Raw genomic sequence first — 26184 nt, 5'->3', positions numbered from 1 at the left:
CAGGGCGTGATTCTACCTGCATTAGACGTTTAGAGCGCGCGCATGATGCTGCAAGTGGTCGTCAATGAAGCTGGCGATGAAGAAGTAGCTGTGGTCGTAGCCCGGTTGCAGGCGCAGTTCCAACGGATGGCCGGCGGACTTGGCCGCCTGTTGCAAGGCTTCGGGCTTGAGCTGGTTGGCCAGGAAATCATCGCGATCGCCCTGGTCCACCAACAATGGCAGCTTCTCCTGCGCCTCGGCAATCAATGCACAGGCGTCCCATTCCCGCCATTTCGAGCGCTCTTCCCCCAGGTAACGGGAGAACGCCTTCTGGCCCCATGGGCAATCCATTGGATTGTTGATCGGCGAAAAGGCCGACACCGAACGGTAACGCCCCGGGTTGCGCAAGGCGCAGACCAGCGCACCGTGGCCGCCCATGGAGTGGCCACTGATACCGCGTTTGTCCGAAGCCGGGAAATGCGCTTCGACCAGCGCCGGCAATTCCTGCACCACGTAGTCATGCATCCGATAGTGCCGCGCCCACGGATCCTGCGTGGCGTTCAGATAAAAGCCCGCCCCCAGGCCGAAGTCCCAGGCATTGTCCGGATCGCCCGGCACGTCGGCACCACGGGGGCTGGTGTCCGGCGCGACGATGATCAGGCCCAACTCGGCGGCCATGCGCTGGGCGCCGGCCTTTTGCATGAAGTTCTCGTCGGTACAGGTCAGCCCGGACAGCCAATACAGCACCGGCAACTTGCCGCCCTGCTCGGCTTGCGGTGGCAGGTACACGGCAAACACCATGTCACAACCCAGCACGTCGGAACGGTGCCGGTAGCGCTTGTGCCAGCCGCCAAAGCTTTTCTGACAGGAAATGTTTTCCAGACTCATGACCGACCTCAGAAATGGATAACGGTGCGGATGCTCTTGCCTTCATGCATCAGGTCGAACGCCTTGTTGATATCTTCCAGGCCCATGGTGTGGGTGATGAAGGTATCCAACGGGATCTCGCCCTTCTCGGCCATTTCCACGTAGCTTGGCAATTCGCTGCGCCCGCGCACGCCGCCAAAGGCCGAACCGCGCCAGACGCGCCCGGTCACCAACTGGAATGGACGGGTGGCGATTTCCTGCCCGGCCCCGGCCACGCCGATGATCACCGACTCGCCCCAGCCCTTGTGGCAGCATTCCAGCGCGGCGCGCATCAACTGGACATTGCCGATGCATTCGAAGGAGAAGTCCACGCCACCATCGGTCATGTCGACGATGACTTCCTGGATCGGACGGTCGAAGTCTTTCGGGTTGACGCAATCGGTGGCGCCCAGTTGCTTGGCGATTTCGAACTTGGCCGGGTTGATGTCGATGGCGATGATCCGCGCGGCCTTGGCCTTCACGGCGCCGATCACGGCCGACAGGCCGATGCCGCCCAGGCCGAAGATCGCCACGGTGTCACCCGGCTTGACCTTGGCGGTGTTGAGCACCGCGCCGATGCCCGTGGTGACGCCACAACCCAGCAGGCAGACTTTTTCCAGCGGCGCTTCTTTTGGGATCTTCGCGACGGAGATTTCCGGCAGCACGGTGTACTCGGAAAAGGTCGAGGTGCCCATGTAGTGGAAAATCGTCTCGCCCTTGTAGGAAAAACGCGAAGTGCCATCTGGCATCAGGCCTTTGCCCTGGGTGGCGCGAATCGCCTGGCAGAGGTTGGTCTTGCCCGACTTACAGAATTTGCACTGGCCGCACTCCGGCGTGTACAGCGGGATCACATGGTCACCCACCGCCACCGAGGTCACGCCTTCACCGATGGCTTCGACAATGGCGCCGCCTTCATGACCCAGGATCGACGGGAAGATCCCTTCCGGGTCGGCGCCCGACAGGGTGTAGGCGTCGGTGTGGCAGACACCGGAAGCCACCACGCGCAACAGCACCTCGCCCGCCTTGGGCATGGCGACGTCGACTTCAACGATTTCCAGGGGTTTCTTGGCCTCGAAGGCAACGGCAGCGCGCGACTTGATCATCCGGGTTCTCCAGCAAATAAATACAGGACCGGGAGTGTAATCCTCCGCCGGACAATGAATAATCCAGCCAAAAGCAAAACATTATTGCTGTACAGGGATAATCTTTCATGTCCGATAACCGCTGGGAAGGCATCGACGAATTCGTGGCCGTGGCCGAATGCAGCCAATTCACCGCCGCGGCCGAACGTCTCGGGGTTTCGTCCTCCCATATCAGTCGACAAATCGTACGGCTCGAAGAGCGTCTACAGACACGCTTGCTCTACCGCAGCACCCGCCGGGTGACCCTGACCGAAGCCGGACAAACTTTTTTGCAGCATTGCCAGCGTCTGCAGGATGGACGCGAAGAAGCACTGCGAGCCGTCGGCGACCTGACCAGCGAACCCAAGGGCATGCTCCGCATGACCTGTGCCGTGGCCTATGGCGAACGGTTTATCGTGCCACTGGTGACGCGGTTCATGGGCCTCTACCCGCAGTTGCGGGTCGACATCGAGCTGAGCAATCGCCCACTGGACCTGGTGCATGAGAGCCTGGACCTGGCGATTCGCCTGGGTCGCTTGCAGGACTCCCGTCTGGTCGCCACGCGCCTGGCGCCCCGGCGCATGTACGTGTGCGCCTCCCCCTCTTACCTGGAACGCTATGGCCGGCCCCACAGCGTGTCGGAACTGAGCCGCCACAATTGCCTGGTCGGCAGCTCCGACATCTGGCAACTGGAGCAGAACGGGCGGGAATTTTCCCAACGGGTGCAGGGAAACTGGCGCTGCAACAGTGGGCAAGCGGTGCTCGATGCGGCGCTGCAAGGGGTGGGGTTGTGTCAGTTGCCGGATTATTACGTGCTGGAGCATTTGCACAGTGGTGCATTGATCTCGCTGTTGGAAGCCCATCAGCCGCCGAATACGGCGGTGTGGGCGTTGTATCCACAGCAGCGGCATCTGTCGCCGAAGGTGCGCAAGTTGGTGGAGTATTTGAAGGAGGGGTTGGCGCAGCGGCCGGAGTATCGGGGATGACAGTGAATTTTATGTTGCCTGAACGATTGCTATCGCGAGCAAGCTCGCTCCCACAGGGGTTTATCGTCGAATGATGGGCAAGTGTTCCACACCGGTCCATTGTGGGAGCGAGCTTGCTCGCGATGGCGCCGGCCCAGATGCTGAAGCTCTAACGAGGGGACAGGTCCCGCTTAATGCCGATTCGCCCAACGCTGGCGCAACCACTCGAGGTCTTCCGGCCGAGTGACCTTGATGTTATCCGAACGCCCCTCGATCAACCGAGGCGCCTGCCCCGCCCACTCCATGGCGGACGCTTCGTCGGTAATCACCGCATCCGCCACCAGGCTGTCGGCCAGGGCTCGGTGCAAGGCACCTAGGCGGAACATCTGTGGCGTATAGGCTTGCCAGATCACGCTGCGATCAACGGTTTCCAGCACGCGGCCATGCTTGTCGACGCGTTTGAGGGTGTCGCGCGCCGGAACGGCCAGCAGGCCGCCGACCGGGTCGTTCGCCAACTCGCTGAGCAATGTGTCCAGGTCGGCCCGAGCCAGGTTGGGCCGGGCAGCGTCGTGCACCAGCACCCAATCGTAGTCGTCGGCGCCCTGCCCGTGCAGATGTAGCAAGGCATTGAGCACTGAATCCGAACGTTGCTCGCCACCGTCGACACGCTGGATGCGCGTGTCGCTGGCGCAGGCCAGGGTCGGCCAGTAAGGATCATCGTGTGCAAGGCTGACCACCACACCCTTGACGGTGGGATGGTCGAGGAAACAGCCGAGGCTGTGTTCGAGAATTGTGCGTCCGCCCAGTTGCAGGTATTGCTTGGGACGGTCGGCGGCCATCCGGGCGCCAACGCCCGCGGCAGGAATCACGGCCCAGAAGGCCGGCAAACGCATACTCATTGGGCCAACTGGTAGAGGGTTTCGCCCTCCTTGACCATGCCCAGTTCATGTCGAGCCCGCTCTTCAACGGTCTCCATGCCTTTTTTCAACTCTGTCACTTCGGCGTCCATCACCCGATTACGCTCCAGCAGCGCCTCGTTTTCGGCGTGTTGGTCGGCAATTTGCTGAGTCAGGTCGGCCACTTGCGCCAAGCTGCCATTGCCCACCCACAGGCGGTACTGCAGGCCGGCCAGCAACAGGAGCAAGACAAGAAACAACCAATTGGGACTGCGCATCGAATATCAGGTATCCAGTGAAAAAAGACCGCCATGCCAAACTTTGAAGCGTCTGATAGCACGAAGCCTGGAAGAACCAGGCTTGTGCTTGATAAGGCATCAGATTAGAGGGAAAAGCGCCGCCATGGCGACTTTTCCGACCTAAGCCGCTGTCTTTTTACCATTTACCGCTTAGCCGCGAAACTCGGCACGACCGTTGTACTTGGCCTTGCCATTCAATTGCTCTTCGATACGCAGCAATTGGTTGTACTTGGAAACGCGGTCGGAACGGCACAGCGAACCGGTCTTGATCTGGCCCGCCGCAGTGCCCACGGCCAGGTCGGCAATGGTCGAGTCTTCGGTTTCACCGGAGCGGTGGGAGATCACGGCGGTATAGCCGGCGGCCTTGGCCATCTGGATGGCTTCCAGGGTTTCGGTCAGGGTGCCGATCTGGTTGAACTTGATCAGGATCGAGTTGGCGATCTTCTTGTCGATGCCTTCTTTCAGGATCTTGGTATTGGTCACGAACAGGTCGTCACCCACCAGTTGGGTCTTCTCGCCGATCTTGTCGGTGAGGATTTTCCAGCCAGCCCAGTCGGACTCGTCCAGACCGTCTTCGATGGAGATGATCGGATAACGTTCGGTCAGGCCCTTGAGGTAGTCGGCGAAACCTTCGGCGGTGAATACCTGGCCTTCGCCGGACAGGTTGTACTTGCCGTCTTCGAAGAACTCGCTGGCGGCGCAGTCCAGGGCCAGGGTCACGTCGGTACCCAGCTTGTAGCCTGCGTTGGCCACGGCTTCGGAGATCACTTTCAGTGCGTCTTCGTTGGACGCCAGGTTCGGTGCGAAACCGCCTTCGTCGCCAACCGCGGTGCTCAGGCCACGGGCCTTCAGCACGGCCTTGAGGTGGTGGAAAATCTCGGTGCCCATGCGCAGGCCTTCGGAGAAGGTCTTGGCGCCAACCGGCTGCACCATGAATTCCTGGATGTCGACGTTGTTATCGGCGTGCTCGCCGCCGTTGATGATGTTCATCATCGGCACCGGCATCGAGTAGACACCCGGGGTACCGTTGAGGTTGGCGATGTGGGCGTACAGCGGCAGGTCCTGGTCCTGGGCAGCGGCCTTGGCAGCGGCCAGGGACACGGCGAGGATCGCGTTGGCGCCCAGGGTGGCTTTGTTCTCGGTACCGTCGAGCTTGATCATCGCGTGATCGAGGGCTTTCTGGTCGGCAGGGTCCTTGCCCAGCAACAGTTCACGGATCGGACCGTTGATGTTGGCGACGGCTTTGAGCACGCCCTTGCCCAGGTAACGGCTCTTGTCGCCATCACGCAGCTCCAGCGCTTCGCGCGAGCCAGTGGAAGCACCGGACGGCGCGCAGGCGCTGCCGATGATACCGTTGTCGAGAAGCACGTCCGCTTCAACAGTGGGGTTGCCGCGGGAGTCGAGAACTTCACGACCTTTGATGTCGACGATTTTTGCCATTGTTGTAAACACTCCAAAGTTGACGAAAACGCTGTGGGAGCACGGCTTGCCGGCGATGGGGGCCTCAAGGGCGCCATCGCTGGCAAGCCATGCTCCCACAAGAGCAGTGCGGCCAGCGGGCCAGAGCGATAATCGAGCGGTACTTTACCGGAGAAAACCGCGTTACGCGGTTTCTATCATCGGAAAACTCTTGACCAGCTCGTCCAATGCCTTGAGCTGAGACAGGAAAGGTTCCAGCTTGTTCAAGCGCAAGGCACAAGGGCCGTCACACTTGGCGTTGTCCGGATCGGGGTGGGCCTCGAGGAACAGGCCGGCCAGGGACTGGCTCATGCCCGCCTTGGCCAGATCAGTGACCTGGGCGCGACGACCGCCGGCGGAGTCGGAACGACCACCGGGCATCTGCAAGGCGTGGGTCACGTCGAAGAACACCGGGTATTCGAACTGCTTCATGATGCCGAAGCCGAGCATGTCCACCACGAGGTTGTTATAGCCGAAGCTCGAGCCACGCTCGCAGAGGATCAACTGGTCATTGCCGGCCTCTTCGCACTTGCTCAGGATGTGTTTCATTTCCTGGGGGGCGAGGAACTGGGCTTTCTTGATGTTGATCACCGCGCCGGTCTTGGCCATCGCCACCACCAGGTCGGTCTGGCGCGACAGGAAGGCCGGCAACTGGATGATGTCGCAGACTTCGGCGACCACTGCGGCCTGGGCCGGCTCGTGGACGTCGGTGATGATCGGCACGCCAAAGGCTTGCTTGATGTCCTGGAAGATCCGCATGCCTTCTTCCAGGCCCGGGCCACGGTAGGACGTCACGGACGAACGGTTGGCCTTGTCGAAGCTGGCCTTGAACACGTAAGGGATACCCAGTTTCTGGGTCACCTTCACGTACTCCTCGCAGACCTGCATCGCCATGTCGCGGCTTTCCAGCACGTTCATGCCGCCGAACAGCACCATGGGCTTGTCGTTGGCAATCTCGATGTCGCCGACGCGGATGATCTTCTGGGCCATCGTCTTATGCCTTTTTCTGGTGTTGGGCCAACGCGGCCTTCACGAAACCGCTGAACAACGGATGACCGTCCCGTGGCGTCGAGGTGAACTCAGGGTGGAACTGGCAGGCGACGAACCATGGATGGTCCGGGGACTCGACCACTTCCACCAGCGCGCCGTCACCGGAACGACCGGAGATTTTCAGGCCGGCCTCGATCAGTTGCGGCAGCAGGTTGTTGTTCACTTCGTAGCGATGCCGGTGACGCTCGACGATCACATCCTTGGCGTAGCAATCGTGCACCTTGGAACCGGCTTCGAGCAGGCATTCCTGGGCACCCAGACGCATGGTGCCGCCCAGGTCCGAGCTTTCGGTGCGCACTTCCACGGCGCCGGTGGCATCTTCCCACTCGGTGATCAGGCCCACGACCGGATGGCCGCTGGCGCGATCGAACTCGGTGGAGTTGGCGTCTTTCCAGCCCAGCACGTTACGGGCGAACTCGATGACCGCCACTTGCATGCCCAGGCAGATCCCCAGGTAAGGCACCTTGTTTTCGCGAGCGTATTGCACGGCGGTGATCTTGCCTTCCACGCCCCGCAGGCCGAAGCCGCCCGGCACGAGGATCGCATCGGCGCCTTCGAGCAGGCCGGTGCCCTGGTTCTCGATGTCTTCGGAATCGATGTAGCGCAGGTTGACCTTGGTGCGGTTGCTGATACCGGCGTGACTCATCGCCTCGATCAGCGACTTGTAGGCGTCCAGCAGTTCCATGTACTTGCCGACCATGGCGATGGTGACTTCGTGTTCCGGATTGAGCTTGGCATCGACCACGGCATCCCATTCGGACAGGTCGGCGCTGGCGCATTGCAGGCCGAAACGCTCGACGACGAAATCGTCCAGGCCCTGGGAGTGCAGGATGCCCGGGATCTTGTAGATGGTGTCGGCGTCTTCCAGGCCGATGACCGCGCGCTCTTCAACGTTGGTGAACTGGGCGATCTTGCGACGCGAAGAAATGTCGATCGGGTGATCGGAGCGGCAGATCAGCACGTCCGGCTGCAGGCCGATGGAACGCAGTTCCTTGACTGAGTGCTGGGTCGGCTTGGTCTTGGTTTCGCCGGCGGTGGCGATGTACGGGACCAGGGTCAGGTGCATCAGCATCGCGCGCTTGGCGCCGATTTCGAAACGCAACTGGCGGATGGCTTCGAGGAACGGCTGGGACTCGATATCGCCCACGGTCCCGCCGATTTCGACCATCGCCACGTCGGCGTCGCCAGCACCCTTGATGATGCGGCGCTTGATTTCGTCGGTGATGTGCGGGATGACCTGGATGGTCGCGCCCAGGTAGTCACCACGACGCTCCTTGCGCAGCACGTGTTCGTAGACACGGCCGGTGGTGAAGTTGTTGTTCTGGGTCATGGTCGTGCGGATGAACCGCTCGTAGTGGCCCAGGTCCAGGTCGGTCTCGGCGCCGTCGTGGGTGACGAACACTTCACCGTGCTGGAACGGGCTCATGGTGCCCGGGTCGACGTTGATGTACGGGTCCAGCTTGAGCATGGTGACCTTAAGTCCCCGCGCCTCCAGGATGGCCGCCAATGAAGCCGAGGCAATGCCTTTCCCCAATGAAGAAACAACACCGCCCGTGACGAATATGTAGCGCGTCATGAAAAACCCTAGAAGTCTGCGTTAAAGCGGTCCGAGCCGCCGGGGAAAGCGAAGGAAGGCCGAAGCCCCCGATCACCTGCATTAATCACAGTGCACCTTTCAAAAAAACCGCCGCGTTGGGACAGACCGGAAGTGAAATCACCGGTACGTTGCTCGCTACACATTTTTTGGAATCGCCCAGCAAAGACTGCTTGGTAATCGGCAACTCCTGCAATTCAGGCGAATCCACAGAAGTTGTATCAAGAAGGGAGCGTAGTCTACCGGAAAGCCCCTTTCAGCTCAAACCCAGATCTTGGTTTCCTGGCTGCCAGATCAATTGCCAACTGCCATCAGCGGGTGTGTCGAGCCCGGCCAGGTTGGCCACCGCCAGCAATTGCTCGCCTTGATAGAGCAGCGGCAATCGGCCGCGAACGAACGCCGGCACGCCCTTTTCATTGAGCAAACGCTTGAGATCACGATGACCACGACCCGCTAACGCCAGCACCTCGCCGCCTTGACGATAGCGCACGCTAAGCGGCCCCGCAGGCGGCTGGCCGATGAGCGCCACCCGACCATTGCCCGGCAAGGGCAGCGGCAGCGCCGGATCCGCCCAGTCGACGGGGCCTGGCAGCGAACATAGCCAGTGGTCGGATAACCACCAGAGCCGCCCGGCGGCGCGATGCAGCTCGCCACCGGCCAGGCGCCAGATGGGCCGGGCATCGTCCGCGGCATCGCGCAACGAGTCCCAGCCGGCCCAGTGATCGCTGTCGGGCAGCAGGGTCAGCGGTGCCAGCCAGTGGCTCAATGCGTTGCGCTGACGGGCCGACGACAACCCCCGCAACGGCGCCAGCACCAGCGATTGCAGCCCGAGCCAGTCGAACGCAGCTGGCGTCACGGCCTGGGCCAAGTCGATCCGCGCCAAGTCGTCCAGCAAGCCTTGGGCTTCGCCCATGTGCGCAGCACTTCGGCCCAGGGTCGCCGAGGCTTGCGGCCAGTGCGCCGCCAGCACTGGAAAAACCCGCTGGCGCAGGTAGTTGCGCGCGTACCGGTGATCATCGTTGGACGGGTCGTCGATCCAGCTCAAGCCCTGTTGCGTCGCATAGGCTTGCAGCTCGGCACGGGACACCTCGAGCAACGGCCGCAGCAGATGCCCCAGCCCCAAAGGTCGCTGCCGTGGCATCGCCGCCAACCCCCTCACCCCTGCCCCCCGCAGCAGGCGAAACAACAAGGTTTCGGCCTGGTCATCAAGATGCTGGGCGGTGAGCAGCACTTCATTGCCATGGAGGGCCGCCACGAACGCGCCATAACGCGCCTCCCGGGCGGCACGCTCGATACTGGCGCCAGGGCGCACTTGCACATTCACCACGTCCAGCGGTACGCCAAGGGCCGCACAGACCGAACGGCAATGATCCGGCCATGCCTCGGCCACCGCCTGAAGGCCGTGATGCACATGGATCGCACTCAGCGCGGGCAGGGCGTGGTGTCGTGAAAGGGTCGCGAGCAGGTGCAGCAGGACGGTGGAGTCGAGGCCGCCGGAGAAGGCGATGCGCCAGGTGGCGGCGTTGCGCCAGGGGGATAGCTGTGTGAGGAGCCGGGTTGGCAGGTCGATGCTTGTGTTCATGGGTATCAGCCTTGGCACAAATCAAATGTGGGAGCGGGCTTGCTCGCGAAGGCGGTGAATCAGTCAACACATGGGTTGAATGTTAAACCGCTTTCGCGAGCAAGCCCGCTCCCACACTGGCTCCCCACACAACTGCTGGAAGCTTGGTCAGATCAGAGACCGTAGCTCATCAACCGCTCGTAGCGACGGGCCAGCAGCGCGTCGTTGTCGAACTTCTTGAGCATCGACAGCTGGGAACTCAGCTCGGCACGGATCAGTGCCGCCGCCGCAGCCGGATCGCGATGAGCGCCGCCCACGGGCTCGTTGATCACTTTGTCGACGATGCCCAGGCCTTTGAGACGCTCGGCGGTAATGCCCATGGCCTCGGCGGCATCCGGCGCCTTCTCGGCAGTTTTCCACAGGATCGAGGCGCAGCCTTCCGGCGAGATCACCGCATAAGTGGAATATTGCAGCATGTTCAACTGGTCGCAGACACCGATGGCCAACGCACCGCCGGAACCGCCCTCACCAATCACGGTGGCGATGATCGGGGTTTTCAGGCGTGCCATGACCCGCAGGTTCCAGGCAATCGCTTCGCTCTGGTTGCGCTCTTCGGCGTCGATGCCCGGGTAGGCGCCCGGGGTGTCGATGAAGGTCAGGATCGGCATCTTGAAGCGCTCGGCCATCTCCATCAGGCGGCACGCCTTGCGGTAGCCTTCCGGACGCGGCATGCCAAAGTTGCGGCGCACCTTCTCGCGGACTTCGCGGCCTTTCTGGTGACCGATCACCATCACTGGCTGCTCGTCCAGGCGGGCAACGCCGCCGACGATCGCGGCGTCGTCGGAGAAGTGACGGTCGCCATGCAGCTCATCGAACTCGGTAAAGATGTGGTCGATGTAGTCCAGGGTGTAGGGACGACGCGGGTGACGCGCCAGACGGGCGATCTGCCAGCTGGTCAGCTTGCCGAAGATGTCTTCGGTCAGCGTGCGGCTTTTGTCCTGCAGACGAGAGATTTCATCGCCGATATTCAGCGAATTGTCATTACCGACCAAGCGCAACTCTTCGATCTTGGCTTGCAGGTCGGCGATCGGCTGTTCGAAATCAAGAAAATTCGGGTTCATAGGCGTCCGTCTTGGGTCGACGTCCAAGAGAGCTTGGGCCGGCCGGTTGTCTATTCGCGCCTACCTTAAGGGAGAGGCGCGTTCAGGTCGAGATTAAAAATTCGGGTCGAGATCAGGAGCTTTCCGGTTTCAACAGTGGCCCCTGGCCGTCAACGGTATTGGAGGAAGACGTTGTCTTTGCCGAACTGGTCACGCAAGGCTTGAATCAACGCATCCGCCGGATCGATCCGCCAGCCTTCGCCGAACTGCAGCACGGCCTTGGCATCGGGGCGTACGTACTCCATGGTGATCGGACAGGCACCGCGATGGCGCTTGAACAATTCGCCCAACCAGCGTAGCTGATCGCCCTTGAGGTCCTGGGTCTGCAACTTCAGGCGCAGGCTCTCGGCCAGGTTGGTCCGGGCATCTTCCATGCTCATCACCCGCTTGACCCGCAACCGCAGGCCACCGGAGAAGTCATCGTTGCTGACTTCGCCTTCCACCACCACCATCGCGTCGGTCTGCAACAGCGACTGCGCCGAATGGAACGCATCGGCGAAAAGTGACGCCTCGATGCGCCCGGAGCGGTCGTCCAGGGTGATGAACCCCATCTTGTCGCCCTTTTTGTTCTTCATCACCCGCAGGGCGATGATCATGCCGGCGACCGTCTGGGTGTCGCGCGCCGGCTTGAGGTCAATGATGCGCTGGCGGGCGAAGCGGCGGATCTCGCCTTCGTATTCGTCGATCGGGTGACCGGTGAGGTACAGGCCCAGGGTGTCTTTTTCACCCTTGAGGCGTTCCTTGAGGGTCAGCTCCTTGGCCTTGCGATGGTTGCCGTAGACATCGGCGTCCTCCTCGACGAACAGCCCGCCAAACAGGTCGGCGTGGCCGCTGTCGTGGGTACGGGCGGTCTGTTCGGCGGCCTTGATCGCCTCCTCCATCGCCGCCAGCAACACCGCGCGGTTGCGGTCGATGTTGGCCTGGTAGGCCTTGGGCTCATCCTGGAAGTAAGGCCCGAGCCGGTCCAGGGCGCCACTGCGGATCAAGCCGTCGAGGGTGCGCTTGTTGATGCGCTTGAGATCGACCCGCGCGCAGAAATCGAACAGGTCCTTGAACGGCCCGTCCTGGCGCGCTTCGGTGATGGCTTCCACCGGCCCCTCGCCCACGCCCTTGATCGCACCGAGGCCATAGATGATGCGGCCTTCGTCGTTCACCGTGAACTTGAACTCCGAAGCGTTCACGTCCGGGGCGTCGAGGCGCAGCTTCATGGTCCGCACTTCTTCGATCAAGGTCACGACCTTGTCGGTGTTGTGCATATCCGCCGAGAGTACCGCGGCCATGAATGGCGCCGGGTAATGTGCTTTCAACCATGCCGTCTGGTACGACACCAGGCCATAGGCGGCGGAGTGGGATTTGTTGAAGCCGTAGCCGGCGAATTTTTCCACCAGGTCGAAGATGTTGCCCGCCAGGTCCGCATCGATGCCGTTGTTCGCGCAACCTTCGATGAAACCACCGCGCTGCTTGGCCATTTCCTCGGGTTTTTTCTTACCCATGGCTCGACGCAGCATGTCCGCACCGCCGAGGGTGTAGCCGGCCATCACCTGGGCAATCTGCATCACCTGTTCCTGGTACAGGATGATGCCGTAGGTCGGGGCCAGTACCGGCTTGAGGCCGTCGTACTGATAATCCGGGTGCGGGTACGCCAGCTCGGCGCGACCGTGCTTACGGTTGATGAAGTCATCCACCATGCCCGATTGCAGCGGCCCCGGACGGAACAGGGCCACCAGTGCGATCAGGTCTTCCAGGCAGTCGGGCTTGAGCTTCTTGATCAGCTCCTTCATGCCCCGGGATTCAAGCTGGAACACCGCCGTGGTTTCGGCTTTTTGCAACAGGCTGTAGGTCGGCTTGTCATCCAGCGGGATGAAGGCAATGTCCAGCGGCTCTTCGCCGACCTTGGCCCGGTCGCGGTTGATGGTTTTCAGCGCCCAGTCGATGATCGTCAGGGTCCGCAGGCCGAGGAAGTCGAACTTCACCAGGCCCGCCGCCTCGACGTCGTCCTTGTCGAACTGGGTCACCAGGCCGTCGCCTTCTTCATCGCAATAGATCGGCGAGAAGTCCGTCAACTTGGTCGGCGCGATGACCACGCCCCCGGCGTGCTTGCCGACGTTACGCACCACGCCTTCGAGCTTGCGGGCCATCTCCCAGATTTCCGCGGCCTCTTCGTCGACCTTGATGAAGTCCCGCAGGATTTCTTCCTGCTCGTAGGCCTTCTCCAGGGTCATGCCGACTTCGAACGGAATCATCTTCGACAGGCGATCCGCCAGACCGTAGGACTTGCCCTGCACCCGCGCCACGTCACGCACCACCGCCTTGGCGGCCATGGAACCGAAGGTGATGATCTGGCTTACCGCGTTGCGGCCATATTTCTCGGCCACGTAGTCGATGACCCGGTCGCGGCCGTCCATGCAGAAGTCGACGTCGAAGTCGGGCATGGATACCCGTTCCGGGTTGAGGAAACGTTCGAACAGCAGGTCATATTCCAGCGGGTCGAGGTCGGTGATCTTCTGCACGTAGGCCACCAGCGACCCGGCGCCCGATCCACGGCCAGGGCCCACCGGCACGCCGTTGTTCTTGGCCCACTGGATGAAGTCCATCACGATCAGGAAGTAACCGGGAAACCCCATCTGGATGATGATATCCAGCTCGAAATTCAACCGATCGACATAGACCTGGCGCTTGGCTTCGTAATCTTCGGTGGTGTCCTTGGGCAACAGGACGCGGAGGCGTTCGTCGAGGCCGTCGAAGGACACTTTGCGGAAATACTCGTCGATGGTCATGCCATCGGGAATCGGGAAGTTGGGCAGGAAGTGCTTGCCCAGCTTCACTTCGATGTTGCAGCGCTTGGCGATCTCGACGGTGTTTTCCAGCGCCTCGGGCAAATCGCTGAACAACTCGGCCATTTCCTCGGCGCTCTTGAGGTATTGCTGGTCGCTGTAGTTCTTCGACCGACGCGGGTCGTCGAGGGCACGGCCCTCACCGATGCAGACCCGCGTTTCGTGGGCTTCGAAATCTTCCTGCTTGATGAACCGCACGTCGTTGGTCGCCACCAGCGGCGCGCCGATCCTGTCCGCCAGGGCCACGGCGGCATGCAGGTGCTCTTCGTCATTGGGACGGTTGGTGCGTTGCACCTCGATGTAGAAGCGGTCCGGAAACACCGCCATCCAGTCACGGGCCAGGGTCTCAGCTTCGTCGGGATTGCCACTGAGCAGGGCCAGGCCGATTTCACCTTCCTTGGCCGCCGACAGCATGATCAGCCCTTCGCTGGCCTCGGCCACCCACTCGCGCTCGATGATGATCGAGCCGTTGCGCTGGCCATCGATAAAGCCGCGGGAGATCAGCTCGGTGAGGTTGCGATAACCCACGGCGTTCATCGCCAACAGGCTGATACGGCTCAGCGGCGCGTCCGGATCCTTGTTCGACAGCCACAGGTCGGCGCCACAGATCGGCTTGATCCCGGCGCCCATGGCGGCCTTGTAGAACTTGACCAGCGAGCACATGTTGTTCTGGTCGGTAACCGCCACGGCAGGCATGTTCATGCCCACCAGGGTCTTGACCAGGGGCTTGATCCGCACCAGACCGTCGACCAGGGAGTATTCAGTGTGCAGGCGTAGATGAACGAATGAAGCCGGCATAGTGATCCTGCGTTAAGTCATGAAAACAACAAGGCCCGGATTGTACCGGGCCTTGGGTAAAACATCAGCCATGAGTGTCCGGTCTTGAAAACGCGAACACGGCTTTTGTGGCGAGGGGATTTATCCCCGCTGGGGCGCGAAGCGGCCCTTAAACCTGACAACCCGTTACGCCTGATAGACTTCGGGACTGCTTCGCAGTCCAACGGGGATAAATCCCCTCGCCACAAAAGCAGCGTTCGTCTTAAGAAACAGGGCACTGACTGTTTATGATCAACCCGTCACGGGCTTCATAAGCCAGCCGCACCGGGGCGAACGAGCGCCGGTGGATCGGCGTCGGCCCCAGGCGTGCCAGGGCTTCCAGATGAACGGGGGTCGGGTAGCCCTTGTGGCTGCCGATGCCGTAGCCTGGGTAGATCAACTCGAAAGCCGCCATTTCCCGGTCGCGGCTGACCTTCGCCAGAATCGAGGCCGCCGCGATGGCCGGCACCTTGCCATCGCCCTGGATCACCGCTTCGGCGCGCATCGACAGCTTCGGGCAGCGATTGCCATCGATCATCGCCAGCTTCGGCGTGATGTGCAGGCCCTGCACCGCACGCTGCATGGCGAGCATGGTGGCGTGCAGGATATTGAGCTCATCGATCTCTTCGACTTCGGCCCGGGCGATGCACCAGCTCAGGGCTTTCTCGCAGATTTCGTCGTAGAGTTTTTCACGACGGGCTTCGGTGAGTTTCTTCGAATCATTGAGCCCCAGGATCGGCCGGTTCGGGTCGAGAATCACCGCCGCCGTCACCACCGCGCCGCACAATGGGCCGCGCCCCACCTCATCGACACCGGCCACCAGTTCTTCCACTTCGGCAACCAGGTTGAAGTCCAGGCCCATCTGTAGCTTTACATTGCTCATGGTTTTGCGCCGATCAGGGTCAGTACCGCGTCAGCCGCCTGGTTGGAGGCATCGCGACGCAGGGTACGGTGAATTTCGTCAAAGCCGCGAGTCTGTTCCTCGCCGCCGTCGATCAAGGGCAAGAGTGTGGTGGCCAGCGCCTCGGCGGTCGCATCGTCCTGCAGCAGCTCCGGCACCAACAGGCGTTGGGCCAGCAGGTTCGGCAAGGACACGTAGGGGCTCTTGACCATGCGCTTGAGAATCCAGAACGTCAGCGGCGCCAGGCGATAGGCGACCACCATCGGGCGTTTGTACAACAACGCCTCAAGGGTAGCAGTGCCGGAGGCAATCAACACCGCATCACAGGCCGCCAACGCGTCGTGGGAACGGCCGTCGAGCAACGTCACCGGCAAATCGCGACCGACCAGCAGGGCTTCCAGCTGGACGCGCCGCTGCGGACTGGCACACGGCAGGACAAACCGTACACCGGGGCGCAGCGCCAGAAGGCGTTCGGCGGCGTCGAAGAACAAGCCACCCAGGCGACTCACTTCGCCGCCCCGGCTACCGGGCATCAACGCCACCAGCGGCCCGTCGGGCAAGCCCAACGCCTGGCGAGCCGCCTCGCGATCGGCTTCCAAGGGAATGGTATCGGCCAGGGTGTGCCCGACAAATCGCACCGGTACGCCCTTCTCTTCGTAGAACCTGGCCTCGAACGGCAGCAGCGTCAGCATCAGGTCGCAGCCTTCGCGGATCTTCAGCACCCGCTTCTGCCGCCAGGCCCAGACCGACGGGCTGACGTAGTGCACGGTCTTGATCCCGGCCTGACGCAATTTGAGTTCGATATTGAGGGTGAAATCCGGCGCATCGATGCCGATGAACACATCCGGTTTTTCTTCGATCAGGGTCTGGATCAGTTTCTTGCGTCGGGCCAGCAGCTCGCGCAAGCGACCGAGCACTTCCACCAGGCCCATCACTGACAGACGCTCCATCGGAAAATAGGAGGTCAGGCCTTCGGCCTGCATCAACGGCCCACCGACCCCGATGAATTCCACCGCGGGGTGCTGCGCCTTGAGCGCTCGCATCAGACCCGCGCCCAGAATATCACCGGAAGCCTCTCCCGCCACCAGTGCAACGCGCACGTTAGCCATGGTCAGCGAGTGATGCCGCGGGTCGAAGACTGGATGGAATCGCGGAAGATCGCGACTTCCGGGTATTGCACCGACGCCTCGGCCAGTTCGGCGAGCGCCTGCTCGACGGTCAGGCCCTGGCGGTACACCACCTTGTAGGCACGACGCAGGGCTGTAATCGCCTCTTCGCTGAAACCACGACGGCGCATGCCTTCGAAGTTCATGCTGCGGGCTTCGGCCGGGTTGCCGAACACCGTGACATAGGCTGGGACGTCCTTGCCGATGGCGGTGCCCATGCCAGAGAAGCTGTGGGCGCCGATATGGCAATACTGGTGCACCAGGGTGAACCCGGACAGGATCGCCCAATCGTCCACGTGCACATGGCCGGCCAACGCGGTGTTGTTGACCAGGATGCAATGGTTGCCGATCACACTGTCATGGCCGATGTGTGCATAAGCCATGATCAGGTTGTGGTCGCCCAGGGTCGTTTCGGAACGATCCTGGACGGTGCCACGGTGAATCGTCACGCCTTCGCGGATCACGTTGTGATCGCCGATGACCAGACGGGTTTCTTCACCTTTGTACTTGAGATCGGGCGTGTCCTCGCCTACCGAAGAAAACTGGTAGATGCGATTGTGACGACCAATCCGGGTCGGTCCCTTGAGCACTACGTGGGGGCCGATCACCGTACCCTCGCCGATTTCCACACCTGCGCCGACAATCGACCACGGGCCGACCTCGACATCGGCGGCCAGGACGGCCGTCGGATCGATGATTGCGCGAGGGTCAATCAAACTCATAGTTTGCGTTCCGCACAGATGATTTCAGCGGAGCAGACTGGCTTGCCGTCGACCGAAGCCTGGCATTCGAATTTCCAGATCTGGCGCTTGCAACTGATGAACTTGGCTTCGAGGATCAACTGATCGCCCGGAGTGACCGGCTGGCGGAAGCGCAGCTTGTCGGAACCGACGAAGTAATAGAGCGTGCCGTCGGCAGGCTTGACGTCGAGCATTTTGAAACCAAGGATCCCGGCAGCCTGGGCCATCGCCTCGATGATCAAGACGCCCGGCATGATTGGATGCGCGGGGAAGTGACCGTTGAAGAACGGCTCGTTGATGCTGACATTCTTATAGGCGCGAATGCGCTTGCCTTCAACGTCCAGGTCCACCACCCGATCCACCAGCAGGAACGGGTAACGGTGAGGCAGGTATTCGCGAATCTCGTTGATGTCCATCATTTCGGGGGGAAGCCTATGTAAAGATTGGGAGCGCACGAGTGACGCGCACTCCGCTAGCAAATCAAGATGCCCTAACGGCTGTGCACACTTGATATGGAAATGGTATCAGCCATCTGATGAAGCATTACCGCCAGGGGTCACGTCCCCTACACGCTTTTCCACCTGCTTGAGGCGCCGCGCGATGTCGTCGAGCTGGCGGATACGCGCCGCGCTCTTGCGCCATTCGGCTGCCGGTTGCATGGCTGTGCCGGAAGAATAGGCACCCGGCTCGGTAATCGAGTGGGTCACCATGGTCATCCCGGTCAGGAATACGTTGTCACAGATGTCGATATGGCCCACCAGGCCCACGCCACCGGCGAGCATGCAATGCTTGCCGATCTTGGTGCTACCGGAGATCCCCACGCAGGCGGCCATGGCGGTGTGGTCACCAACCTGGACGTTGTGGGCGATCTGGATCTGGTTGTCGAGCTTGACGCCATTGCCGATGACCGTATCGGCCAGGGCACCGCGGTCGATCGCAGTGTTGACGCCGATTTCAACGTCATCGCCAATGGTGACGCCACCGATCTGGGCGATCTTTTGCCAGATGCCTTTCTCGTTGGCAAAACCGAACCCTTCGCCACCCAGCACGGCACCGGACTGGATCACCACCCGCTTGCCGATGCGCACATCGTGATACAGGGTGACCCGTGGGGCCAGCCAGCCGCCTTCGCCGATCTCGCTGCGCGCACCAATGACGCAATGGGCGCCCAGCGTGACGCCGGCACCGATTCGGGCCGCGCTTTCGATGACCACGAACGGACCGACGCTGGCGGTAGGGTCCACCACGGCATCCGCCGCGATCACCGCGCTGGGATGAATACCAGCAGCCGACTTGGGCTTGGGATCGAACAGATGGGAAATTCGCGCATACGCCAGGTACGGATCGGGCACGATCAGGGCGTCGCCGGCAAACCCTTCGGCATCGGCAGCCTTGAGCAACAGCGCGGCGGCCCGGCTATCAGCCAGATACTTGCGATACTGAGGATTTGCCAGGAAGCTCAACTGAGCTGGGCCAGCCTCTTGCAAAGTGGCTAGCCCAGTAATAGCCTTCTCCGGGTCGCCACGCAAGGTGGCGCCGAGGAACTCGGCCAACTGGCCAAGCTTGATGGTCGCTGTCATGGATTACTTCAGCTGATTCATGCGCTCGATAACCTGGCGCGTGATGTCGTATTGAGGCTTGACATCGATCACCGCGCCACGCTCGAACACCAGGTCAAAACCACCTTTCTTGATGACTTCTTCCACGGCGCTGTCGAGCTTCGGCTTGAGTTGCTTGAGCATTTCGCGGTCGGCAACGGCTTTCGCTTCGTTCAGCTCCTTGGACTGGAACTGGAAGTCACGGGCCTTTTGCTTGAATTCAAGCTCCAGACGCTCGCGCTCGCCCTGGGCCATCTTGTCGCCACCGGCGACCAGACGATCCTGAATGCCCTTGGCGCTACTTTCCAGGCCTTTGAGCTTGGTCAGTTGCGGGCCGAATTTTTTCTCCGCATCCACGGCGTACTTCTTCGCCGCGTCGGATTCCAGCAGGGCCATCTGATAATTCAGCACGGCAATCTTCATGTCGGCAAAAGCCGGACCGGCGACCAGTACGGTCGCCAGGAGAACCAATTGAGTCAACTTACGCACGATGCACTCCTACAAAATCCATTGTCGTTGTCATGGGTCAGACGCTTAGAACGTCTGGCCGAGGGAGAATTGGAACACTTGGGTTTCAGCGTCATCCGGCTTCTTGATCGGCATCGCCAGCGCGAAACTCAAAGGACCCAGCGCAGTGACCCAGGTCACGCCCACACCGACGGAACTGGCCAGGTTGCTCAGGCTGATGTCGTTGCACTTTGTGTCGGACTTGGTGCCGTTGGCGTTGGTGGTGTCACTGCAACTTGAATCGAAAACGTTACCCACGTCCCAGAATACCGAGGTACGCAGGGAGCGTTGATCCTTGACGAACGGCATTGGGAACAGCACCTCAAGGCCACCCTGGATAAGGACATTGCCACCGAACGGCAGTGGATCCTGGTCCGGGTCTCTAATGGTGCCCGGGTTATTGCCCTGACTCGGCGTACTGCGCGGACCAAGCGTACTGTCCTTGAAACCACGTACCGAGTTGAAACCACCGGCGTAGTAGTTCTCGTAGAACGGCAGGCCATCGGTCGAGCCGTAGCCGTCACCATAGCCCAGTTCGGTGTGCAGGCGCATGGTGTAGGTGTCGGTCAACGGCTGGAACAGTTGGCCACGGTAGTCGAGCTTGAAGAACGACAGGTCACTGCCAGGGGTGGTGGTTTCGAACACCAGGCTCTGGGAATGGCCACGGGTCGCCAGCACGCCCTTGTTCAGGGTCGACTCGGACCAGCCGGCGGACGCCTTGAAGTTCAGGTAGCTGTCGCCTTCCTTGTTAACGAAGTCGAAGATCTCGTCGACGGTGTAGCGACCGGTATTGATCTTGTCCTGCTGGGCGGTGAGGCCAAAGGTCAGGCGCGAGGTCTCGCTGATCGGGTAGCCGATGTTGGCGCCGACACCGTAGCTGTCCACCGCATAGCTGGAGATGTCAGAGTCCAGCTCGTCGTAGTCGGTGGTGCGGTAGAAGGCGTTGTAGCCCAGGCTCACGCCGTCAGCCGTCCAGTAGGGGTCCACGAAACCGAAGTTATAGCGGGTCTGGTATTCGCTGCGGGTCAAGCCGATGCTGACCTTGTTACCGGTACCCAGGAAGTTGTTCTGGGTGATCGAGCCACCGAGGATCAGGCCGGCGCTCTGGGCGAAACCGACGCTGGCGGTGATCGAGCCGGAAGCCTGCTCTTCGACGCTGTAGTTCACATCGACCTGGTCATCGACGCCCGGCACGGCCGGCGTCTCGACGTTGACTTCCTTGAAGAAGCCCAGGCGCTCCAGGCGGGTCTTGGACTGGTCGATCAGGTAGGTCGACGCCCAGCCACCTTCCATCTGGCGCATTTCACGGCGCAGCACTTCGTCCTCGGACTTGGTGTTGCCACGGAAGTTGATGCGGTTGACGTAGGCACGCTTGCCCGGGTCCACGGCGAACGTGATGTCGACGGTGTGGTCTTCATCGTGCGGCTGCGGCACGCCGTTGACGTTGGCGAAGGTGTAGCCCTCGTTACCCAGGCGGCGGGTGATCAGCTCGGAAGTGGTGGTCATCAGCTTGCGCGAGAACACCTGGCCCTTCTGCACCAGCAGCAGCGACTTGACCTGGTCCTCGGGAACCTTCAGGTCACCGCTGAGCTTGACGTCGCGAACGGTGTACTTCTCGCCTTCGTTGACGTTGACGGTGATGTAGACGTGCTTCTTGTCCGGGGTGATGGACACCTGGGTCGAAGCGATGTCCATGTTGATGTAGCCACGGTCCAGGTAGTAGGAACGCAGGCGCTCCAGGTCACCAGAGAGTTTTTCACGGGCGTACTTGTCGTCGTTCTTGAAGAACGACAGCCAGTTGGTGGTCTTGAGCTCGAACAGGTCGATCAGGTCTTCATCCGGGAACACCGTGTTGCCCACCACGTTGATGTGCTGGATGGCCGCCACGGTGCCTTCGTTGATGTTGACCTTCAGGCCGACGCGGTTGCGCGGCTGCGGCACCACTTCGGTGTCGACGGTGGCCGAGTAGCGACCCTGGGCGACGTACTGGCGCTGCAGCTCGTTACGCACACCTTCGAGGGTGGCGCGCTGGAAGATCTCGCCTTCGGCCAGGCCGGATTGTTTCAGGCCCTTCATCAGGTCTTCAGTGGAGATCGCCTTGTTGCCTTCGATCTCGATACTGGCGACCGACGGGCGCTCGACTACCGTGATGACCAGGACATTGCCGTCACGGCCCAGCTGGATATCTTGAAAGAAGCCGGTCTTGAACAGCGCACGCGTGGATTCCACCAGGCGCCGATCATCCGCCTGCTCGCCGACGTTCAACGGCAAGGCACCAAAGACGCTACCCGCGGAGACCCGCTGGAGGCCATTGACGCGAATATCAGAGATAGTGAAGGACTCGGCGTGAACTTCGGCGATCATCAATACGGTGAGAACCGCAGTTAGCAGCAGACGTTTCATGAAGTCCTTTCTTATTCCAACTGGCAATAAACAAACTGCCGCAAAATGCGGCAGATTCGCAATTCAGCGAAGCGTTACAGACGACCCAGATCGTTGACGAGGGCAAGCAACATGACCCCGACCACCAAGCTGATACCGATCTGTATCCCCCAACCTTGCACCCGATCCGACAAGGGACGACCACGCGCCCACTCGATCAGATAAAACAGCAGATGCCCCCCATCCAGTACCGGAATGGGCAGCAAATTCAGAACCCCCAGGCTAATGCTCAGATAAGCAAGGAAATTCAGGAAATCAGCGACGCCCGACTGGGCAGAAGCGCCCGCCACTTTAGCAATGGTTATCGGTCCACTCAAGTTTTTTACCGAGAGCTCGCCGAACAACATTTTCTTGAGCGAGTCCAGCGTCAGGATGCTCATGGTCCAGGTACGACGCGCACCCTCGCCAATCGCCGCCACTGGACCGAAACTGACCTCGCGGATCATTTCCGGTGGCCAGTCGACCGCCTTGACGCCCGCTCCCAGGTAACCGGTCGGTGCCTTGCTCTCGCCACGGGCGGCCAGGGTTACCGGGACGTCGATTGGAGCACCGTCGCGCTCGATGCGCAGCACAATTTTGGTATCAGGACGTACACGAACCGAATCGACCACCTGCTGCCAGTCGCCGACCGGCTGGCCGTCGAGGGCCAGCAACCGATCGCCGGTCTTCAGGCCAGCCGCCTGGGCCGGGCCTTTCGGGTCGAGTTCGGCGAGGATCGGCGACAAGGCCGGACGCCATGGCCGGATCCCCAGGGAACGGATCGGATCCGGCTCGTCCGCGCCCTTGAGCCAGTTGTCCAAGATGAGCTCGCGAGGCGAATCCACCGTGGAGCCCTGCTCACGCACCATCAATTGCAACGAACCGCTCTCACCCAGGCGACGTACCAACTGCAGATTGACCGCCGCCCAGCCCGATGTCGGCTCGCCATCGATGGCGACGATTTCCTGCCCGGCACCCAGCCCGGCACGGGCGGCAACGCTACCGGCCTCTACCCCACCGATGACCGGGCGCACCTGTTCGCTGCCCAGCATGGCCAGGCCCCAGAAAAACACCATGGCCAGCAGGAAGTTGGCAATCGGCCCCGCCGCGACGATGGCAATACGCTGACGGACGGTCTTGCGATTGAAGGATTGATCGAGCTGGTCGGCCGGAACTTCGCCTTCGCGCTCGTCGAGCATCTTGACGTAGCCACCCAACGGGATGGCCGCCACGACGAACTCGGTGCCTTTCTTGTCGTGCCAGCGCAGCAATGGCATGCCAAAGCCCACGGAAAAACGCAGGACCTTGACGCCACAGCGACGCGCAACCCAGAAATGACCGAATTCGTGAAAAGTGACCAACACCCCCAATGCAACCAGGGTGCCGACAATCATATAGAGCGCGCTCATCTGTTTTCTCCGCAATCCTGTCCAGGGCAACCCTGGCTAACGTATCGCAGCTTCAACGCCCGTGGCGCTGCAGCCATTGGCCCGCCAACTCACGAGCCCTGGCATCCGCCGTAAATACTGTGTCGAGGTCATCGACCGAAACCACGGCCTCGAGATTCAAGACTTCCTCGATGATACTCGCGATCTCGAGGTAACGGACACGTCCATCGAGAAACGCAGCAACAGCCACTTCATTGGCAGCGTTCAACATGGCCGGAGCACTGTTGCCCGCCTCGGCCGCCTGGCGCGCCAGGCGCAGGCAGGGGAAGCGCTGCTCATCGGGCGCCTGGAAATCCAGGCGAGCGATAGCGAACAGGTCCAGCGGCGCAACGCCCGAGTCGATACGCTCCGGCCAGGCCAGGGCGTTGGCGATCGGCGTGCGCATGTCCGGGTTACCCAACTGGGCCAGCACGGACCCGTCGACGTAGTCCACCAGGGAGTGAATCACGCTCTGGGGGTGAATCACCACCTCGACCTGCGATGGCTTGGCATCAAACAGCCAGCAGGCCTCGATCAACTCCAGGCCCTTGTTCATCATGCTGGCCGAATCCACGGAAATCTTGCGCCCCATGGACCAGTTCGGATGGGCACAGGCCTGTTCGGGTGAAACATGCACCAATTCTTCCAGCGGCGTCTGCCGGAACGGACCACCGGAGGCTGTCAGCAAAATCCGCCGAACACCTACTGCGCCGAGACCACGGGAAAAATCCCGCGGCATGCATTGAAAAATCGCATTGTGCTCGCTGTCGATCGGCAGCAGCACCGAGCCACTCTTGCGAACAGCCTGCATGAACAGCGCGCCAGACATCACCAGCGCCTCTTTATTGGCCAGCAGGATCTTCTTGCCGGCCTCCACCGCCGCGAGGGTCGGACGCAGGCCCGCCGCACCGACAATCGCCGCCATCACGGCGTCGACTTCGGGGTCGGCAGCCACTTGGCAGAGGCCCTCCTCTCCCACCAGCACACGGGTTTGCAGGCCGGCTGCGCGCAGATCATCCTGCAACGCCCGCGCCACGCCAACCTCAGGCACCACGGCAAACCGCGGCGTGTGGCGAATGCACAATGCCAGCAACTCGCTCAAACGCGTGAAACCACTGAGGGCGAAGACCTGGTAGCGCTCCGGATGCCGGCCGATGACGTCCAGCGTACTGAGGCCAATCGAACCGGTCGCGCCAAGGACAGTGATCCGCTGGGGGCGACTCACGATGCCGCCATCCACAACAGCACGGCAAAGATCGGGATCGCGGCAGTCAGGCTGTCGATGCGATCCAGCACACCACCGTGACCGGGCAACAGGTTACTGCTGTCCTTGATCCCGGACTGACGCTTGAACATGCTTTCGGTCAGGTCGCCGACCACCGACACGAATACGATCAGGGCGGCGCCAATAAGCCCCATGAACAGTTGCGCGACCGTCCAGTCCCGTACGAAACCGACTACCGTGGTGATCACCAGGCTCAAGGCCAGGCCACCATAGACCCCTTCCCAGCTCTTGCCAGGGCTGACTTGCGGCGCGAGCTTGCGCTTGCCGAAGGCCCGACCGGAGAAGTAGGCGCCAACGTCGGCCCCCCAGACCAGCACCATCACGGCCATGATCTGCCAGTTGCCCAACGGGCCTTGCTTGATCCAGATCAGCCCCTGCCAGGCCGGCAGCAGGATCAACAGGCCGATCACCAGCTTGGTCGCCGTATTGGCCCAATGATGCGTCGTCCGTGGATAGGTCAGGACCAGGAAGGTCGCCGTCGCCCACCACAGCACCGCGGCACCCAGCACCCAAGGCGCGAGGCCGGGCACCACGTACATGATGAACAGCATGGCCGCCACGGCCGTTGCATAGGTCACGCGCGCCGACTGCGCAGGAAAACCCGCCAGCCGCGCCCACTCCCACGCGCCCAAGGTCACGACCAGCCCGATGAACAGCGCAAAGCTGCCACCGTCGAGCAGGAAGAAACCACCCAGGGCGATAGGCAACAGGATCAAGGCAGTGATGATTCGTTGTTTAAGCATTAAACCCGGGCTCCAGCTTCGATCTGCTCGCTCGTTTTACCGAAGCGACGCTGACGGGAAGCGAAATCGGCCAGTGCGGTGCGCATGGCTTCGTGTTTGAAGTCCGGCCAGAACAGGTCGGAGAAGTACAACTCGGCATAAGCCAACTGCCAGAGCAGGAAGTTGCTGATGCGATGCTCGCCACCGGTACGGATGCACAGGTCAGGCAATGGCAGGTCACCGGTCGCCAGGCAGGTCTGCAACAGTTCAGGGGTGATGTCTTCCGGGCGCAAGTGCCCGGCCTGGACTTCCCGCGCCAACCGCTGGGCAGCCTGGGCAATGTCCCACTGGCCACCGTAGTTGGCGGCGATCTGCAGGACGAACCGATTGGTACCCGCCGTCGCAGCCTCGGCTTCGCGCATCGCAGCCTGCAATTCAGGATGGAAGCGAGAGCGATCACCGATGATGCGCAGGCTGATCTTGTTGTCGTTGAGGCGCTTGGCCTCACGACGCAGGGCCTTGAGGAACAAGTCCATCAAGGCGCTGACTTCATCGGCCGGCCGTTGCCAGTTCTCGCTGGAGAAGGCGAACAGGGTCAGCACCTCGACCCCCGCCTCGGCGCACACCTCGATGACCGCACGAACCGCATCGACCCCCGCCTTGTGCCCGGCGACGCCAGGCATAAAGCGCTTCTTGGCCCAGCGGTTGTTGCCGTCCATGATGATCGCCACGTGGCGCGGAACCGCGAACGGCACGGCCTGCTTGGTCTTTTCCATGA

At 61.5% G+C, this 26184-nt stretch carries 22 protein-coding genes; 1 reads left to right on the top strand and 21 read right to left on the bottom strand.

The window, feature by feature from the left end; genetic code table 11:
* Nucleotides 1–21 precede the first annotated feature (21 nt).
* Both fghA and BLP82_RS05235 read right to left on the bottom strand, forming a co-directional pair.
* On the bottom strand, nt 22–867 hold the full coding sequence (gene fghA, locus BLP82_RS05240) for an S-formylglutathione hydrolase (RefSeq protein WP_092165865.1): 846 nt from the start codon (nt 865–867) through the stop codon (nt 22–24).
* A gap of 8 nt (nt 868–875) precedes the next feature.
* On the bottom strand, nt 876–1988 hold the full coding sequence (locus BLP82_RS05235) for an S-(hydroxymethyl)glutathione dehydrogenase/class III alcohol dehydrogenase (RefSeq protein ID WP_060738985.1): 1113 nt from the start codon (nt 1986–1988) through the stop codon (nt 876–878).
* 107 nt (nt 1989–2095) lie between these two features.
* Here BLP82_RS05235 and BLP82_RS05230 point away from each other — a divergent pair, with 107 nt between their 5' ends.
* Nucleotides 2096–2992, top strand: a complete 897-nt coding sequence (locus tag BLP82_RS05230) for a LysR substrate-binding domain-containing protein (RefSeq protein WP_092165854.1) — start codon at nt 2096–2098, stop codon at nt 2990–2992.
* Nucleotides 2993–3162: 170 nt separating this feature from the next.
* Here the strand turns inward: BLP82_RS05230 and ispD are convergent, their stop codons facing one another.
* The 19 genes from ispD to uppS all read right to left on the bottom strand — a co-directional run bounded on the left by ispD (nt 3163) and on the right by uppS (nt 26182).
* Nucleotides 3163–3870 carry a 2-C-methyl-D-erythritol 4-phosphate cytidylyltransferase gene (ispD, locus tag BLP82_RS05225; protein ID WP_092165853.1) on the bottom strand — a complete coding sequence of 236 codons (708 nt, stop codon included), beginning with the start codon at nt 3868–3870 and terminating at the stop codon, nt 3163–3165.
* Nucleotides 3867–4145 carry a cell division protein FtsB gene (gene ftsB / locus BLP82_RS05220; protein ID WP_003184873.1) on the bottom strand — a complete coding sequence of 93 codons (279 nt, stop codon included), beginning with the start codon at nt 4143–4145 and terminating at the stop codon, nt 3867–3869. Before ftsB ends, ispD begins: the two co-directional genes overlap by 4 nt.
* Before the next feature lie 171 nt (nt 4146–4316).
* Nucleotides 4317–5606 carry a phosphopyruvate hydratase gene (gene eno, locus BLP82_RS05215; RefSeq protein WP_072408299.1) on the bottom strand — a complete coding sequence of 430 codons (1290 nt, stop codon included), beginning with the start codon at nt 5604–5606 and terminating at the stop codon, nt 4317–4319.
* Between the two features lie 162 nt (nt 5607–5768).
* Nucleotides 5769–6614, bottom strand: a complete 846-nt coding sequence (gene kdsA / locus BLP82_RS05210) for a 3-deoxy-8-phosphooctulonate synthase (protein WP_092165852.1) — start codon at nt 6612–6614, stop codon at nt 5769–5771.
* Between the two features lie 4 nt (nt 6615–6618).
* On the bottom strand, nt 6619–8250 hold the full coding sequence (locus BLP82_RS05205; RefSeq protein WP_058542194.1) for a CTP synthase: 1632 nt from the start codon (nt 8248–8250) through the stop codon (nt 6619–6621).
* A 274-nt stretch (nt 8251–8524) separates the two neighbouring features.
* On the bottom strand, nt 8525–9850 hold the full coding sequence (gene tilS, locus BLP82_RS05200; protein ID WP_092165851.1) for a tRNA lysidine(34) synthetase TilS: 1326 nt from the start codon (nt 9848–9850) through the stop codon (nt 8525–8527).
* Nucleotides 9851–10002: 152 nt separating this feature from the next.
* Nucleotides 10003–10950: an acetyl-CoA carboxylase carboxyltransferase subunit alpha gene (locus BLP82_RS05195; RefSeq protein ID WP_060738991.1), complete on the bottom strand. Its 948-nt coding sequence runs from the start codon at nt 10948–10950 to the stop codon at nt 10003–10005.
* A 149-nt stretch (nt 10951–11099) separates the two neighbouring features.
* Nucleotides 11100–14621: a DNA polymerase III subunit alpha gene (gene dnaE / locus BLP82_RS05190; protein ID WP_092165850.1), complete on the bottom strand. Its 3522-nt coding sequence runs from the start codon at nt 14619–14621 to the stop codon at nt 11100–11102.
* A gap of 241 nt (nt 14622–14862) precedes the next feature.
* Nucleotides 14863–15522, bottom strand: coding sequence for a ribonuclease HII (gene rnhB / locus BLP82_RS05180; protein WP_092165848.1), 660 nt, complete (start codon nt 15520–15522; stop codon nt 14863–14865).
* A complete protein-coding gene (gene lpxB, locus BLP82_RS05175; RefSeq protein ID WP_092165847.1) occupies nt 15519–16649 on the bottom strand; it encodes a lipid-A-disaccharide synthase in 1131 nt (376 codons plus the stop codon). Before lpxB ends, rnhB begins: the two co-directional genes overlap by 4 nt.
* 2 nt (nt 16650–16651) lie before the next feature.
* Nucleotides 16652–17428, bottom strand: coding sequence for an acyl-ACP--UDP-N-acetylglucosamine O-acyltransferase (gene lpxA / locus BLP82_RS05170; protein ID WP_092165845.1), 777 nt, complete (start codon nt 17426–17428; stop codon nt 16652–16654).
* A complete protein-coding gene (gene fabZ / locus BLP82_RS05165; protein WP_003184897.1) occupies nt 17425–17865 on the bottom strand; it encodes a 3-hydroxyacyl-ACP dehydratase FabZ in 441 nt (146 codons plus the stop codon). Before fabZ ends, lpxA begins: the two co-directional genes overlap by 4 nt.
* Before the next feature lie 105 nt (nt 17866–17970).
* Nucleotides 17971–19026, bottom strand: coding sequence for a UDP-3-O-(3-hydroxymyristoyl)glucosamine N-acyltransferase (lpxD, locus tag BLP82_RS05160; protein ID WP_060738995.1), 1056 nt, complete (start codon nt 19024–19026; stop codon nt 17971–17973).
* A gap of 3 nt (nt 19027–19029) precedes the next feature.
* Entirely contained in the window at nt 19030–19533 is a 504-nt protein-coding gene (locus BLP82_RS05155; RefSeq protein WP_003184901.1) for an OmpH/Skp family outer membrane protein, read from the bottom strand.
* 45 nt (nt 19534–19578) lie between these two features.
* On the bottom strand, nt 19579–21954 hold the full coding sequence (gene bamA / locus BLP82_RS05150) for an outer membrane protein assembly factor BamA (protein ID WP_092165843.1): 2376 nt from the start codon (nt 21952–21954) through the stop codon (nt 19579–19581).
* Between the two features lie 74 nt (nt 21955–22028).
* Entirely contained in the window at nt 22029–23381 is a 1353-nt protein-coding gene (gene rseP / locus BLP82_RS05145) for an RIP metalloprotease RseP (RefSeq protein WP_092165842.1), read from the bottom strand.
* A 52-nt stretch (nt 23382–23433) separates the two neighbouring features.
* Complete coding sequence (gene ispC, locus BLP82_RS05140; RefSeq protein ID WP_092165841.1) at nt 23434–24624, bottom strand: 1-deoxy-D-xylulose-5-phosphate reductoisomerase; 1191 nt, start codon at nt 24622–24624, stop codon at nt 23434–23436.
* On the bottom strand, nt 24621–25427 hold the full coding sequence (locus tag BLP82_RS05135) for a phosphatidate cytidylyltransferase (protein WP_092165840.1): 807 nt from the start codon (nt 25425–25427) through the stop codon (nt 24621–24623). Before BLP82_RS05135 ends, ispC begins: the two co-directional genes overlap by 4 nt.
* Nucleotides 25427–26182 carry a polyprenyl diphosphate synthase gene (gene uppS, locus BLP82_RS05130; protein WP_060739000.1) on the bottom strand — a complete coding sequence of 252 codons (756 nt, stop codon included), beginning with the start codon at nt 26180–26182 and terminating at the stop codon, nt 25427–25429. Before uppS ends, BLP82_RS05135 begins: the two co-directional genes overlap by 1 nt.
* Nucleotides 26183–26184 lie beyond the last annotated feature (2 nt).

It is taken from the genome of Pseudomonas sp. NFACC37-1 (genome assembly GCF_900101575.1).
Lineage (GTDB): Bacteria > Pseudomonadota > Gammaproteobacteria > Pseudomonadales > Pseudomonadaceae > Aquipseudomonas > Aquipseudomonas fluorescens_AA.
The sequence above is the reverse complement of the archived record's forward strand: the minus strand, read 5'-3'. Positions and strand labels throughout refer to the sequence as shown.